The 13095-nt window shown below is 39.2% G+C and carries 15 protein-coding genes; 2 read left to right on the forward strand and 13 right to left on the reverse strand.

What is annotated here, in order from left to right; translation table 11 throughout:
• Positions 1-33 precede the first annotated feature (33 nt).
• Entirely contained in the window at positions 34-858 is an 825-nt protein-coding gene (locus KTV93_RS04890) for a T9SS type A sorting domain-containing protein (protein WP_218250199.1), read from the forward strand.
• A 121-nt stretch (positions 859-979) separates the two neighbouring features.
• Here the strand turns inward: KTV93_RS04890 and KTV93_RS04895 are convergent, their stop codons facing one another.
• From KTV93_RS04895 to eno, 4 genes are all read right to left on the reverse strand, one after another.
• The gene (locus KTV93_RS04895; protein WP_218250200.1) at positions 980-1666 is read right to left on the reverse strand and encodes an SMUG2 DNA glycosylase family protein; all 687 of its coding nucleotides are present in this window, start codon (positions 1664-1666) and stop codon (positions 980-982) included.
• Position 1667: 1 nt separating this feature from the next.
• Positions 1668-4160: a phenylacetic acid degradation bifunctional protein PaaZ gene (gene paaZ / locus KTV93_RS04900; RefSeq protein ID WP_218250201.1), complete on the reverse strand. Its 2493-nt coding sequence runs from the start codon at positions 4158-4160 to the stop codon at positions 1668-1670.
• A 252-nt stretch (positions 4161-4412) separates the two neighbouring features.
• The gene (locus tag KTV93_RS04905; protein ID WP_218250202.1) at positions 4413-5699 is read right to left on the reverse strand and encodes a citrate synthase; all 1287 of its coding nucleotides are present in this window, start codon (positions 5697-5699) and stop codon (positions 4413-4415) included.
• Between the two features lie 82 nt (positions 5700-5781).
• Positions 5782-7074, reverse strand: a complete 1293-nt coding sequence (gene eno, locus KTV93_RS04910; protein WP_218250203.1) for a phosphopyruvate hydratase — start codon at positions 7072-7074, stop codon at positions 5782-5784.
• A gap of 174 nt (positions 7075-7248) precedes the next feature.
• Here eno and KTV93_RS04915 point away from each other — a divergent pair, with 174 nt between their 5' ends.
• Positions 7249-7677, forward strand: a complete 429-nt coding sequence (locus KTV93_RS04915) for a hypothetical protein (protein ID WP_218250204.1) — start codon at positions 7249-7251, stop codon at positions 7675-7677.
• Positions 7678-7762: 85 nt separating this feature from the next.
• Here KTV93_RS04915 and rplQ read toward each other — a convergent pair whose 3' ends face one another.
• From rplQ to rplO, 9 genes are all read right to left on the reverse strand, one after another.
• Positions 7763-8296, reverse strand: a complete 534-nt coding sequence (gene rplQ, locus KTV93_RS04920; protein ID WP_218250205.1) for a 50S ribosomal protein L17 — start codon at positions 8294-8296, stop codon at positions 7763-7765.
• 6 nt (positions 8297-8302) lie between these two features.
• Positions 8303-9298 (reverse strand): DNA-directed RNA polymerase subunit alpha, encoded by a 996-nt coding sequence (locus KTV93_RS04925; RefSeq protein ID WP_218250206.1) that lies wholly within the window; start codon positions 9296-9298, stop codon positions 8303-8305.
• Between the two features lie 31 nt (positions 9299-9329).
• Positions 9330-9938: a 30S ribosomal protein S4 gene (rpsD, locus tag KTV93_RS04930; protein WP_218250207.1), complete on the reverse strand. Its 609-nt coding sequence runs from the start codon at positions 9936-9938 to the stop codon at positions 9330-9332.
• Between the two features lie 18 nt (positions 9939-9956).
• The gene (rpsK, locus tag KTV93_RS04935; protein WP_088469642.1) at positions 9957-10346 is read right to left on the reverse strand and encodes a 30S ribosomal protein S11; all 390 of its coding nucleotides are present in this window, start codon (positions 10344-10346) and stop codon (positions 9957-9959) included.
• Between the two features lie 12 nt (positions 10347-10358).
• Positions 10359-10736, reverse strand: coding sequence for a 30S ribosomal protein S13 (gene rpsM / locus KTV93_RS04940; RefSeq protein WP_055041710.1), 378 nt, complete (start codon positions 10734-10736; stop codon positions 10359-10361).
• Between the two features lie 9 nt (positions 10737-10745).
• The gene (gene rpmJ / locus KTV93_RS04945) at positions 10746-10862 is read right to left on the reverse strand and encodes a 50S ribosomal protein L36 (protein WP_007839480.1); all 117 of its coding nucleotides are present in this window, start codon (positions 10860-10862) and stop codon (positions 10746-10748) included.
• A gap of 137 nt (positions 10863-10999) precedes the next feature.
• A complete protein-coding gene (gene infA / locus KTV93_RS04950) occupies positions 11000-11215 on the reverse strand; it encodes a translation initiation factor IF-1 (protein ID WP_031503426.1) in 216 nt (71 codons plus the stop codon).
• 7 nt (positions 11216-11222) lie between these two features.
• Positions 11223-12602 (reverse strand): preprotein translocase subunit SecY, encoded by a 1380-nt coding sequence (secY, locus tag KTV93_RS04955; RefSeq protein WP_218250208.1) that lies wholly within the window; start codon positions 12600-12602, stop codon positions 11223-11225.
• 9 nt (positions 12603-12611) lie between these two features.
• Positions 12612-13058, reverse strand: a complete 447-nt coding sequence (gene rplO, locus KTV93_RS04960; protein ID WP_218250209.1) for a 50S ribosomal protein L15 — start codon at positions 13056-13058, stop codon at positions 12612-12614.
• Between the last annotated feature and the right edge of the window lie 37 nt (positions 13059-13095).

A 13095-nucleotide genomic window follows, 5' to 3' on the forward strand; every position in this document is an offset into this window, starting at 1 on the left:
ATTTGCATCCGAAAATATAAAAAATAAAAAATTATGAAAAAATCTTTCTTCCTCGGTCTTTTAGGTATTATCTTCTCCACAATGGGGTATGGACAAACCAGTACTGAAACTTTTGAAACCGAATCTCACGGCAGTAAGAGTTTCACAGACAATGGTGTAATTTTTACAATTATTACCCACACCGGTGGGTTTGATATTCAGGGAAACTACCCTGGTACAGGCTGGAGTGGAACGTCAAATGACAACAGATATATCGACAATTCCGGCGCCGGCAATGTAGTTACAAATGCATCATTCAGTATTAAAACAACTTCCAATTTGTTTAAAGTAAACAGATTTTGGATATTTCTTTCCGATACCAGTCTCAATCAAACGGTAGCGGGTACTCTTACGGTCACCGGCAAAATAAATGGTGTCACCAAATTTACACAAACTAAAACTACAGGTTTTGCCACTTCTTTGGGTTCCACTAATGGACACACTTTAATTGACCTCACTAATCTTAACGGACAAAACTATAGTAATATAGTTATAGATCAACTTCAAATTACTCTAGGTGGAGCATATGTCTACGCAGGATTAGATGCTTTTACCTGGGTGAAAGATTCCGGAATTGTATTGGCCACAGAAGACACACAAATTTCTGGCAAACTGAAAGTTTATCCCAATCCTACCCATGGAGAATTGAATATTGATATTAACGGGAAAAACGCAGCGCAGATATACAGTTCCGAAGGTAAGCTTGTAAAAACAACCTACTTGAAAGATGGCCATAATAGAACCAATATAGATGAACTTCCAAATGGAGTATACCTGATCAAAGTGGGCACAGAAACGAAAAAAATAATTAAAAAATAAACTCCAGGAAAACTCATTATTAAAACAATAAAGTTCCCCAAAGGGAGCTTTATTTGTTTTTATCGATTACTAAATGGTGAGTTATTATTTTTAAGTTCCTGATTTACAAATCCGTTGTTCATTATGCTTTATTTAGTGCGATTAAATATTTGTCGATGTATAATTGTTTCTCTTTGCTTTTATACTGCTGAATATATCTGGGATGTTCTAAAACAGTGATTTTATCGAAAAATTTTTCCTGTTGGTTTATTTTTTCAATAAAAACCGCGTTCTTTTTTCCTAAAATAAAGACCTCAGAAATATCCAAACCCAAGCTGATATGATCTTTTAAACTTTGAATCATAAAAGGTTTCAACGTCTGAAAAAGATCTTTGTCATCATAATAGTTGGCGTTTAAACCGCCTCTCGCCGTCTTCCTAATGATGGCTAAGGGAAACGGCGAATTGATATAGAAATCGCTGTAAAACTGTTCTGCGCCGCCGAAAGCTTCAATCATGTCATACATAAAAACGGAAGAAACTTCGTGTGTTCTCGCCGATTCCATCCTGATTCCGCAGGCGCTTTCCAGTCTTTTGGTATCGGTAAACGGAACACCTGTAACTCCCGCTCCGTGGCGGCTTGGATTGATTCCGATGATGAATTTCCGCTGATGATGATCATTGTAAAACTTCTGGTAAAACGTTGCCATCACCGTTAACGTTTCGGCGTTATCAAAAAATGGATTAAGCAGGTCGAAGCCATCAGGAAGTTTCCCTGAATATTTTAATTCTTTATTAAACGCGACAACTTTTTCCCCAAAGGTTTTCATACTAGATCAATCCAAACTGCTCAAAATGGTGAGTAAAATGTTTTCTGTGGAACAATTCCATCATTTCCTTGGTCAGCATTCCGAAACGCGGATGGAAATTCTCGGCTTGTGGATTTTCGCGGTAATAAATCAGAAATTCTTTTAAAGTTTCCAGAAGCTTCTCTTTTGCTTCCGTAAGATTCTTAAATCGCAATACAAGCTCTTCACCTTCTTTAAGGAGCGGATATTGCGCACCAGGTCTGATTTTCTGATCTGTATAAATCCAGTCCTGAAGCAGCTCGATTTTATCGGCCGGAATTTCAGGAAAGTCAGAAGGCTCCAAAGAACCGAAACCATTACGCAAAACCTCCTCCAGATGTTCTACCATCAGTTGCGGAGACATCATTCCGAATTTTCTTTCGGAATTTTCGGTCAAGCCGTTTAATATTTTTTGGATACTTTTTGTCTGTAACTGAATAAAAGGTGATTTTTTGGCAACAAGTGTAAGAATTGTAGCAACACAAACGATCTCGTCGCGCTGATTTACAACTTCCACCAGCCATTTTATTACTCCGGAAGGTATGTTTCTGCCTTTTACGCCTTTATTGATTTTTTCTTTTGCTGTCAAATAAACGGTGATGGTGTCGCCGGCATAAACAGGTTTAAAGAAACTTGCATTTTCGAGTCCGTAATTCGCGATAACAGGACCTTTTTTACCGGAGACAAACAGACCGGCCGCAGCTGAAAGAATAAAATATCCGTGCGCAACTGTCTTATCAAAAATGGTTCCGTTTAAACTTGTAGCATCCGTGTGCGCGTAGAAATGATCCCATGAAACATTCGAAAAATTTACAATATCGGCTTCAGTTACTGTCCTGCCGGCAGTTTCCAGAGAGTCACCGATTTCAACTTCTTCAAAATACTTATTGAACGGATGTTTATCCGCATATTTTTTATCGGCTCCCTGCTGATAAATTTTTGTAATGGCTGTCAAAATATCCGGAGAACCCTGAATTGCGGTTTTCTGAAGAAAGAAATGAAGTCCGTTCAAACCGCCCATTTCCTCACCACCCCCTGCTCTTCCGGGACCGCCGTGCATCAATGTGGGTAACGGCGAACCGTGACCTGTAGATTCCTTTGCGTTATCGCGGTTCAATACAAAAATACGCCCGTGTGACGAAGCCATTTTCCAGGAAGTTTCAGCAACAAATTTTTCGTCATGTGAAATGATAGAGCCCACCAAACTTCCCTTACCTCTTTTAGCCAAAGCCGCAGCTTCCTCGGCATCTTTATAGGGCATTATGGTTGAAACGGGCCCGAAAGCTTCCACATCATGAGAAACATTTTTCTCGAAAGGTTTATCATTATAAAAAACTTTTGGTGACATAAAGGCGCCACTTTCGTAATCAGCGTCTACCAGTTCGTGTTTACCGTCGTAGATAAGTTCTGTTTCGGCTTTTAGAAGTTGAATTTTGCTTTCTAGAACTTCCATTTCTTTTTTACCGACGATGGAGCCCATTCTGGTTTCACGGTTCAGCGGGTTTCCGATTTTTGTCTGGTCTAAAGCTTTGCTTAAAGCATTCTGAACATCACCAACGAGATTTTCAGGAACAATAATTCTGCGGATTGCTGTACATTTTTGGCCGGCTTTGGTCGTCATTTCGTTGCGGACTTCCTTGATGAAAAGGTCGAATTCCGGTGTGCCAGGTTTTGCATCTAACCCAAGAATCGAAGCATTCAGAGAATCAGCTTCCATATTGAATCTTACCGCATTGGTAGAAACGGAGGGCAAAGATTTTAATTTTTTTCCTGTGGAAGCGGAACCTGTAAAAAGCACGGAATCTCCGTCCTGAACGTAATCCAAAATATTTCCCGGTTCGCCACAAACCAACTGAATCGCACCTTCTGGAAGAATGCCACTTTCAATCATATCCTGAAAAACCGCGTTGGTCAGATAAGAACCGGGGGTTGCAGGTTTCACCACACTTGGAACTCCGGCAAGCAAAGAAGTAGAAAGTTTTTCCATCATTCCCCAAACCGGAAAGTTGTAGGCGTTGATCTGTACAGAAACGCCTTCGCTCGGCGTTAAAATATGAGTTCCGATGAAAGTTCCGTTGGCGGAAAGTTTCTGGGTGTCGCCATCGACCCAAAAAGGCGTGTTCGGCAACATTCTTTTAGCCAAACCGGAATAAGCGAAGAATGTTCCGAAGCCTCCTTCAATATCGACCCAGGAATCAGCGTGCGTCGCTCCTGTTTTATAGGACAGATCGTAATATTTCTTTTTTCTTTCTAATAAATACAACGCCACTTTTTTCAACATTTCGCCGCGATCATAGAAAGTCATGGAAGAAAGGTTTTTATAACCAAGAGTTCTTCCATAGTCCAATGCCTGTTGAAAATCCAGACCTTCAGTATCAGAAACAGCTACGAGTTCTCCGTTTACTGCGTTATAAAGAGGGATTTCATTTCCTGTGCCTTCAATCCAGTGTCCGGCGATATAGTTTTTGAGTTTCATTCTAAAGTTTTAAAATACCTGAAAATTTAAAGGTGTTAAGATACAGAATTTTTCAATTTTTGCGAAGTTGTGTTTGGTAAGCAGCGTTGCGCCCCGGATGGAACGGCATGTTTGAGCTCTTTCTTTGGTAGTTTCCGCGCGGCTTCGCCGCGCGGAAACTACCAAAGAAAAGCGAGTAGTGACAGCCGGAAAAGGCGTCCATAAAAAATCCCCTTCGGTAAACCGAAAGGGATTGTATAAGAATTTGCAAAATTATCTTGCGCTTAAGTCAACATAATCGCGTTTTTGTGCGCCCTGGTATACCTGTCTTGGTCTTCCGATTGGGTCGTTGTGTAAACGCATTTCTTTCCACTGAGAAATCCAGCCTGGAAGTCTTCCTAATGCGAACATTACGGTAAACATTTCTGTTGGGATTCCTAAAGCTCTGTAAATGATTCCTGAATAGAAATCTACGTTTGGATACAGTTTTCTGCTTACGAAATATTCGTCTTCTAGTGCCACTCTTTCCAACTGCATTGCGATATCTAAAGCTTTATCTTCAATACCTAAGGAATTAAGGATATCATCAGCAGCTTTTTTGATGATGGTTGCGCGCGGATCGAAGTTTTTGTAAACTCTGTGTCCGAAGCCCATCAAACGGAAGTTATCGTCTTTATTTTTAGCTTTTTCTACATATTTAGCCACGTCGCCTCCATCCTGCTCAATCATTTCAAGCATTTCGATTACTGCCTGGTTTGCTCCACCGTGAAGCGGGCCCCAAAGTGCAGAAATACCTGCCGATACGGAAGCGAATAAACCTGTATGTGCTGAGCCAACCATTCTTACTGTTGATGTAGAACAGTTTTGCTCGTGGTCAGCATGAAGGATCAATAATTTATCCAGAGCTCCTACAACAACCGGATCCAGTTCGAATTCGATATTCGGACGACGGAAACACATTTTGTAGAAATTCTCTACATAATTTAAACTGTTATCACCGTGGTTGATGGACAAACCAAGTTTTTTACGGTAAGTCCACGCGCAAAGGTGAGAGAATTTAGCGATCAACATTTCAGCAGCGTGATCAAGATCTTCTTTCGAAGTAACATCAACAGCTTTAGGATTAAAGGCTGTAAGTGCTGAAGTAAGAGAAGATAGAACTCCCATAGGATGCGCTGAACGCGGGAATACATCTAGAATCTTCTTCATTTCATCCGCCACGAAATTGTATTTTTTAATTCCGCTTTCGAATTTGGAAAACTGGTCTTTATTAGGAAGTTCACCATGAAGAAGTAAGTACATTACCTCACTGAAATTGGATTTCTCGGCAATCTGCTCGATAGGATAACCTCTGTAATATAACTCACCATTATCACCATCCAAATAAGTGATATCACTTAATGTGGCTCCGGTATTTTTGTATCCCAGATCCAGAGTGATTAACCCAGTCTGGTCCCGAAGTTTAGAAATATCGATTCCGCGGTCACCGATAGTGCTTTCTACGATAGGGTAATCAAAGGATTTACCATCATAGTTCAGTACAACTTTATTATCTGACATTATTATTAAATTTTTTTACTAATTTATGAATATTGATAGAGAACAGCAAATGATATCTACGTTCTGTAATATATTTTATCTATTATCTTTTTATTTTGAATGCATCTAATCCAGGGAACACTGCTGTTTCACCTAATGCTTCTTCAATTCTCAACAATTGGTTGTATTTCGCCATTCTGTCGGAACGCGATGCGGAACCTGTTTTGATTTGTCCGCAGTTCATTGCCACCGCTAAATCAGCAATGGTAGAATCTTCAGTTTCACCCGATCTGTGAGACATTACTGAGGTATATCTGTTGTGCTGTGCCATCTGTACAGCCGCCATTGTTTCGGAAAGTGAACCGATCTGGTTTACTTTTACAAGAATTGAGTTGGCAATACCTTCGTTAACTCCTCTTGAAAGTCTTTCAACATTGGTAACGAATAAATCGTCACCTACAAGCTGAACGCGGTCTCCGATTTTATCGGTAAGCATTTTCCAGCCTGCCCAGTCGTCTTCGTGCATACCGTCTTCAATGGAAATAATAGGATATTTTGCAGCTAATTCTGCCAAATAGGATACCTGCTCACTGCTGCTGAATACTGCAGAATCGGGAGTCTGGAATTTTCTGTAATCGTAATTACCATCTTTGTAAAATTCTGACGCGGCACAATCCAATGCAATCATTACATCATCACCAGGTTTGTACCCTGCTTTTTCGATGGCCTGAAGTAAAGTATCTAAAGCATCTTCAGTTCCGGTAAATGTAGGTGCAAAACCACCTTCGTCACCTACGGCGGTAGAAAGTCCCCTTGAGTGAAGAATAGCTTTCAGGTTGTGGAAAATTTCAGTTCCTTTTCTCAAAGCGTGAGAGAAAGAATCTGCTTTTACGGGCATTACCATAAATTCCTGAAAAGCAATCGGCGCATCTGAGTGAGAACCACCATTAATTACGTTCATCATAGGAACAGGAAGCGTGTTTGCATTTACACCCCCCACATATTTGTAAAGAGGCATTTTCAATTCTGTTGCCGCCGCTTTGGCCGCAGCAAGAGAAACACCGAGAATAGCATTTGCTCCAAGATTGCCTTTGTTTTTAGTGCCGTCAAGCTCAATCATAATCTGATCGATAAAGTTTTGGTCGTACACAGGAAGCCCTACCAATTCAGGAGCGATTATTTCTCTTACATTTTCTACAGCCTTCAGAACTCCTTTCCCCATATAATCTGAACCGCCATCGCGTAATTCTACTGCTTCGTGTTCACCGGTTGATGCTCCGGAAGGAACTGCCGCGCGTCCCATTGCACCGCTCTCCGTAAAAACATCTACTTCAATTGTAGGATTACCACGGGAATCCAAAATCTGTCTTGCTTCAATGTAAGAAATGTAACTCATAGTTATGATTTTTAAACTTTAATTTGAATTACAAATTTAACGAAAATTGAACTATTTTAAGAGTTTCGAAACATGATTTTAATGAGGATGGCGTTAAACTTTCGTTAATAATTACCAATTTTTTATTTTGTAAAAAGTAATCGTAAATTTGATGTACTAAAAACAAAATTTGTTATGAAAAACATAGTTTTATATGCTTCGGGGGCAGCGCTTTTTATCAGCCTGAGTTGCAGTAAATCAACAGAAGGAAATAAAAATATTGTAATGCAGGATTCTGCCGTTGAAAGGAGCACTGAAGAACCGGTAAAAACTGACAGTGCAGCGATACTCACTGAGAACGGAAATACTATAAAGGCCGGCGAATATACGGAACGTTATGTCGCTGAAGATGGTTCTTCTGCGTTGGTGACGTTTAGGAATACCGATAAGGAAAATACGATCAGCATTCGGAGTAATAATAAAACGATTTCTGCTCCGAAGAAGGCCGATGCCGGACCGGGAGTTTACGGAAATTATGATTTCGAAATCATTTCAAAAAACGACAGCGTCATCATCACCCAAGGAAATAATATCATCGGCCTGAAAAAGGCAAGAGGACAATAGTAAAGATTTTAGAAAAGTAAAAACTTCGTAAAATAAAAAGCCGCTCAAAAATTGAACGGCTTTTTTTATGTAAAATCTGTGAGTATTACTCAGCAGCTTTTTCTTCTGTAGAGTCTGCAGCTTCTGCAGTTGGTTCTTCAGTTTTAGCTTCAGCTTTTGGAGCTTCTTTAACTTCAGCAGCAACTGCTTCAGTTTTAGGAGCTGCAGTTCTTCTGCTTCTTCTTGTTGTTTTCTTTTCTTCAGCGTTCGGGTTGTAAAGTTCGTTGAAATCTACAAGTTCGATCATTGCAGTATCTGCAGCATCGCCCGGTCTGAATCCAGTTTTGATGATTCTTGTATAACCACCGTTTCTTTCTGCAATTTTAGGAGCAACTGTTCTGAATAATTCAGTAACTGCTTCTTTGCTTTGCAGGTAAGAGAAAACTGTTCTTCTGTTGTGAGTTGTATCTTCTTTCGCTTTAGTTAAGATAGGTTCAACATACACTCTCAAAGCTTTCGCCTTAGCAACAGTAGTGTTGATTCTTTTATGCTCAATAAGAGAACAAGCCATATTAGAAAGCAACGCACTTCTGTGAGAAGCTGTTCTAGATAAGTGATTGAATTTTTTACCGTGTCTCATTGTTTGTTATTTATCAGCGTCTAATTTATATTTAGCAACGTCGAAACCGAAGTTAAGACCTTTTGCATGCACTAATTCTTCTAATTCTGTTAAAGATTTTTTACCGAAATTTCTGAATTTCATCAAATCAGACTTTGTATAAGAAACCAGTTCTCCTAAAGTTTCCACTTCAGCAGCTTTCAAGCAGTTTAGTGCTCTTACAGAAAGATCCATATCTGTTAATTTAGATTTAAGGAGCTGTCTTGTATGTAAAGTTTCTTCGTCGTATTGGATGGATGCTTTCACGGCTTCAGTTTCAAGCGTAATTCTCTCGTCGGAGAACAACATGAAATGATAAATTAATATCTTAGAAGCTTCAGTTAAAGCATTCTGAGGGCTGATGGAACCGTCAGTTTCAATATCCAAAACAAGTTTTTCGTAGTCTGTTTTTTGCTCTACACGATAGTTTTCAACACTGTACTGAACTTTCTTGATCGGGGTAAAGATGGAATCGATAGCAATGGTTCCGATAGGAGCGTTGCTTGATTTGTTTTGCTCTGAAGGAACATAACCTCTACCTTTTTCAATATTGAAAGTCAATTCAAATTTAACATCTTTATTAAGATTGCAGATTACCAAATCCGGGTTCAGAATATCGAAACCCTGAATTGATTTTCCTAAATCTCCTGCTGTTACAGTAGTTTGTCCGGAAACTTTAGCGGTTACTGTTTCTGCTGTTGCAGTTTCAGATTTTGCTTTAAGTCTTAACTGTTTCAGGTTCAGAATAATTTCTGTAACGTCTTCAATTACACCGGGAATTGTTGAAAATTCGTGCTCTACGCCTTCTATTTTGATAGATGAGATAGCATATCCTTCTAGAGAAGAAAGCAAAACTCTTCTCAAAGCATTACCGATTGTTAATCCGAAGCCTGGTTCCAATGGTCTGAATTCAAATTTACCTTTGAAATCATCGGAACTAAGAAGGATTACTTTATCGGGTTTAATAAATGTTAAAATTGCCATATAATTTGGGTTGAGCAAAAATTTGAAAAAATTATTTAGAGTAAAGTTCGACGATCAACTGTTCTTTGATATCCTCCGGAATCTGGATTCTCTCCGGTGCGGAAATAAAAGTACCTTGTTTAGTCTCGTCGTTGAACTGTAACCACTCATAGTTTGCTTTAGAAGCCAAAGAATCTGCAATTACCTCAAGAGATTTAGATTTCTCTCTAACAGCAACTACATCTCCTGCTTTTAGCAAGTAAGATGGAATGTTCACTAATTCTCCGTTTACAGTGATGTGTCTGTGAGAAACCAGCTGTCTTGCTCCTGCTCTTGTTTTACCAAAACCAAGTCTGTAAACAACGTTGTCTAGTCTAGATTCACATAACTGCAACAGAACTTCACCTGTTACGCCTTTTGCTCTTTGCGCTTTTTCGTATAGATTAGCAAATTGTCTCTCCAAAATACCGTAAGTGTATTTTGCTTTCTGCTTTTCCATTAACTGGACAGCATATTCAGATTTCTTTGATCCTCTTCTTTTGTTAACACCGTGTTGTCCCGGTGGTTGGTTTTTTCTTTTCTCGAAGCTCTTGTCGTCTCCGTAGATTGCAGCACCAAATTTTCTTGCAATCTTAGTTTTAGGTCCAATATATCTTGCCATAATGGTAGTTTCTAAAAATTATACTCTTCTTCTTTTCGGTGGTCTACAACCGTTGTGTGGCATTGGAGTCACATCTACGATTTCACTAACTTCAATACCTGAATTGTGAATGGTTCTGATAGCAGATTCTCTACCTGCACCTGGACCTTTTACAAACACCTTTACTCTTCTAAGACCTGCATCGTGTGCAACTTGTGAGCAATTTTCTGCAGCCATTTGCGCTGCGAAAGGAGTATTCTTTTTAGAACCTCTGAATCCCATTTTTCCGGCAGATGCCCAAGAGATTACTTCTCCGTTCTTATTCGTTAAAGAAATGATAATATTGTTGAAAGATGCCTGGATGTGTGCTTCCCCGATCGCTTCAACTTTTACTTTTCTTTTTTTAACAACTTTAGTCTGTTTTGCCATAATTCTTACCGATTATTTACTTGCTTTTTTCTTGTTAGCAACAGTTTTTCTCTTTCCTTTTCGGGTTCTAGAATTGTTTTTTGTTCTTTGGCCTCTTAAAGGTAATCCCAGTCTGTGACGTATTCCTCGTTGGCAACCAATATCCATCAATCGTTTGATGTTTAATTGTGTTTCAGAACGTAATTCACCTTCTACTTTGATGTTTTCAGTGATGTAGTTTCTGATTAGTGCCAATTCATCGTCATTCCATTCGTTGACTTTCTTGTCTTCGCTGATGCCGGCTGCTTTCAGGATTTCGGATGAAGTGCTTCTTCCGATTCCGTAGATGTAAGTTAAGCCGATAACGCCTCTTTTGTTTTTTGGTAAATCAATACCGGAAATTCTCGCCATAATTTAATTTTAGCCTTGTCTTTGTTTAAATTTTGGGTTCTTCTTGTTGATCACAAACAGAACGCCTTTTCTGCGAACAATTTTGCAATCAGCACTTCTTTTTTTGATAGATGCTCTAACTTTCATTTGTTTTGGTTTAATTTTCCAACGGTTAGATGAACTCTTTTTGTTTCACCCCCTTTTGTTTAAATATTTAAATGACTAATAAAACCGTGATGATTTTATACGTTTTCTATTATATTAATTCGCAGATCGCTCTGTAATTAGTATCTAAATGTGATTCTTCCTTTCGATAAATCGTAAGGAGAAAGTTCTAATTTTACCTTATCACCAGGTAAAAGCTTAATGTAGTGCATTCGCATTTTACCAGAGATGTGCGCGATTAATACGTGCCCATTCTCAAGTTCAACGCGAAACTGCGCATTCGAAAGAGCTTCCGTAATGACGCCGTCTTGTTCAATATGTTTCTGTTTTGCCATTTATTAATTACGGGTTTGTTGTTCTGGATAATTTTGACTGCATCAACCCGTCATAATGGTGGTTCAGCAAATACGTATTGATTTGTTGAACTGTATCGAGGATTACCCCAACCATAATTAACAGCGATGTACCCCCGAAAAACAGGGCAAATCTATCCGTCTGAACAAACGCTCCGTGCACAATTGCAGGAAGGATTGCAAAGATAGCTAAAAATATTGAGCCGGGCAAAGTAATTTTTGAGAGAATATCATCCAGATAATCAGCGGTATCTTTACCGGGTCTTACTTTAGGAATCAAACCTCCGTTTCTCTTCAGATCATCCGCCATCTGATTCACCGGAATGGTGATTGCAGTATAGAAGAATGAGAAGATAATAATTAACAGTGCAAACAATACATTGTACTGCCAGCTGAATACGTTTTTAAAACCTGCCAGGAAAGTGTTGGACTCATCAACTTTAGTTAAAAGTCCCGGAACAAACATTAAAGCCTGGGCAAAAATGATCGGCATTACTCCCGACGCATTTACTTTAAGTGGAATCCACTGTCTTGCACCCTGCATTAAATTTCTATTTGATCCCCCTCTAGCCTGAGCACGGCTTACATACTGAATTGGGATTTTTCTTACAGCTACGGAAAGAATGATTGCTAAAAGCACAACCAACATCCAGAATAAAACTTCAATTAAAATCATGATTGTTCCTAAACCGCCTTTGCCGGTTTGTGTAGCAACTTCCTGGATAAATGCTCCCGGAAGATCTGCCAAGATCCCTACCATAATTAAGATCGAGATACCGTTTCCGATTCCTTTATCTGTAATCTTTTCACCTAACCACATTGCGAATACAGAACCAGCTACCAAAATTACGATGCTTGGTAACCAGAACATAATGGACTCCGGATGCACATAATATGCTGAGGCGAACTGTGCGTGTGGCAAGAACATCTGTGTAATTGAAGTAAGGTAAGACGGTGCCTGTACCAAACAAACTGCAATCGTTAACCATCTTGTAATTTGGTTCAGTGTATTTCTGCCGCTTTCACCATCTTTCTGTAATTTCTGAAGGTAAGGTATTGCCATACCCATCAGCTGAACGATAATTGATGCAGAAATATAAGGCATAATACCGAGTGCCATAATTGACGCCCGGCTGAATGCACCTCCAGTAAACGAAGAAAGCAACCCAAGAAGACCTGCTCCCTGCTTGTTGCCACCCTGGTTCTGGTAATGTTCCAAAAGATTCCCCACCTCGGCCATATTAATGGCAGGTAGGGAAATATAAGATGCGAATCTATACACTAGGATTAACCCAAGAGTGAAAAGTATTTTCTCTCTAAGTTCCTTAAGGCTCCAAATGTTTTTTAGTGTTTGTATAAATTCTTTCATTCGTAATAATTATAGAGTAATTGCTTTACCTCCTGCTTTAGCGATTGCTTCTTCAGCAGATTTTGTGAATTTGTGTGCAGAAATTGAAACACCTGATTTCAATTCACCTCTACCCATAATTTTCACGATTTCGCTCTTTTTAGCCAATCCGTTTTCTACTAAAATGTCTTTAGTAATTTCGGTGATGTTTTTCGCATCAGCCAAAAGTTGGATGGTATCAAGATTGATTGCTCTGTACTCTTTTCTGTTTACGTTGTTGAAACCGAATTTAGGAAGTCTTCTTTGTAAAGGCATCTGTCCACCTTCGAAACCGATTTTCTGAGAATATCCGGCTCTGGCTTTCTGACCTTTATGACCTTTTGCTGAAGTACCACCTTTTCCGCTTCCCTGTCCTCTACCAAGTCTTTTAGAATTGTGAGTTGCACCCGATGCCGGTCTTATATTATTTAAATTCATTATTTTTTAGATTTTAGATTTAAAGATTAGAGAGTGG

Source organism: Kaistella faecalis (assembly GCF_019195395.1).
GTDB lineage: Bacteria > Bacteroidota > Bacteroidia > Flavobacteriales > Weeksellaceae > Kaistella > Kaistella faecalis.

Coding starts and splice junctions, on each gene's coding strand:
- rplQ (WP_218250205.1), bottom strand. CDS start 8,296: ATGAGACACGGTAAAAAATTCAATCACTTATCTAGAACAGCTTCTCAC.
- KTV93_RS04890 (WP_218250199.1), top strand. CDS start 34: ATGAAAAAATCTTTCTTCCTCGGTCTTTTAGGTATTATCTTCTCCACA.
- rpmJ (WP_007839480.1), bottom strand. CDS start 10,862: ATGAAAGTTAGAGCATCTATCAAAAAAAGAAGTGCTGATTGCAAAATT.
- rpsD (WP_218250207.1), bottom strand. CDS start 9,938: ATGGCAAGATATATTGGACCTAAAACTAAGATTGCAAGAAAATTTGGT.
- infA (WP_031503426.1), bottom strand. CDS start 11,215: ATGGCAAAACAGAAACATATTGAACAAGACGGCGTCATTACGGAAGCT.
- KTV93_RS04905 (WP_218250202.1), bottom strand. CDS start 5,699: ATGTCAGATAATAAAGTTGTACTGAACTATGATGGTAAATCCTTTGAT.
- paaZ (WP_218250201.1), bottom strand. CDS start 4,160: ATGAAACTCAAAAACTATATCGCCGGACACTGGATTGAAGGCACAGGA.
- secY (WP_218250208.1), bottom strand. CDS start 12,602: ATGAAAGAATTTATACAAACACTAAAAAACATTTGGAGCCTTAAGGAA.
- rpsM (WP_055041710.1), bottom strand. CDS start 10,736: ATGGCGAGAATTTCCGGTATTGATTTACCAAAAAACAAAAGAGGCGTT.
- KTV93_RS04895 (WP_218250200.1), bottom strand. CDS start 1,666: ATGAAAACCTTTGGGGAAAAAGTTGTCGCGTTTAATAAAGAATTAAAA.
- rplO (WP_218250209.1), bottom strand. CDS start 13,058: ATGAATTTAAATAATATAAGACCGGCATCGGGTGCAACTCACAATTCT.
- KTV93_RS04915 (WP_218250204.1), top strand. CDS start 7,249: ATGAAAAACATAGTTTTATATGCTTCGGGGGCAGCGCTTTTTATCAGC.
- KTV93_RS04925 (WP_218250206.1), bottom strand. CDS start 9,298: ATGGCAATTTTAACATTTATTAAACCCGATAAAGTAATCCTTCTTAGT.
- eno (WP_218250203.1), bottom strand. CDS start 7,074: ATGAGTTACATTTCTTACATTGAAGCAAGACAGATTTTGGATTCCCGT.
- rpsK (WP_088469642.1), bottom strand. CDS start 10,346: ATGGCAAAACAGACTAAAGTTGTTAAAAAAAGAAAAGTAAAAGTTGAA.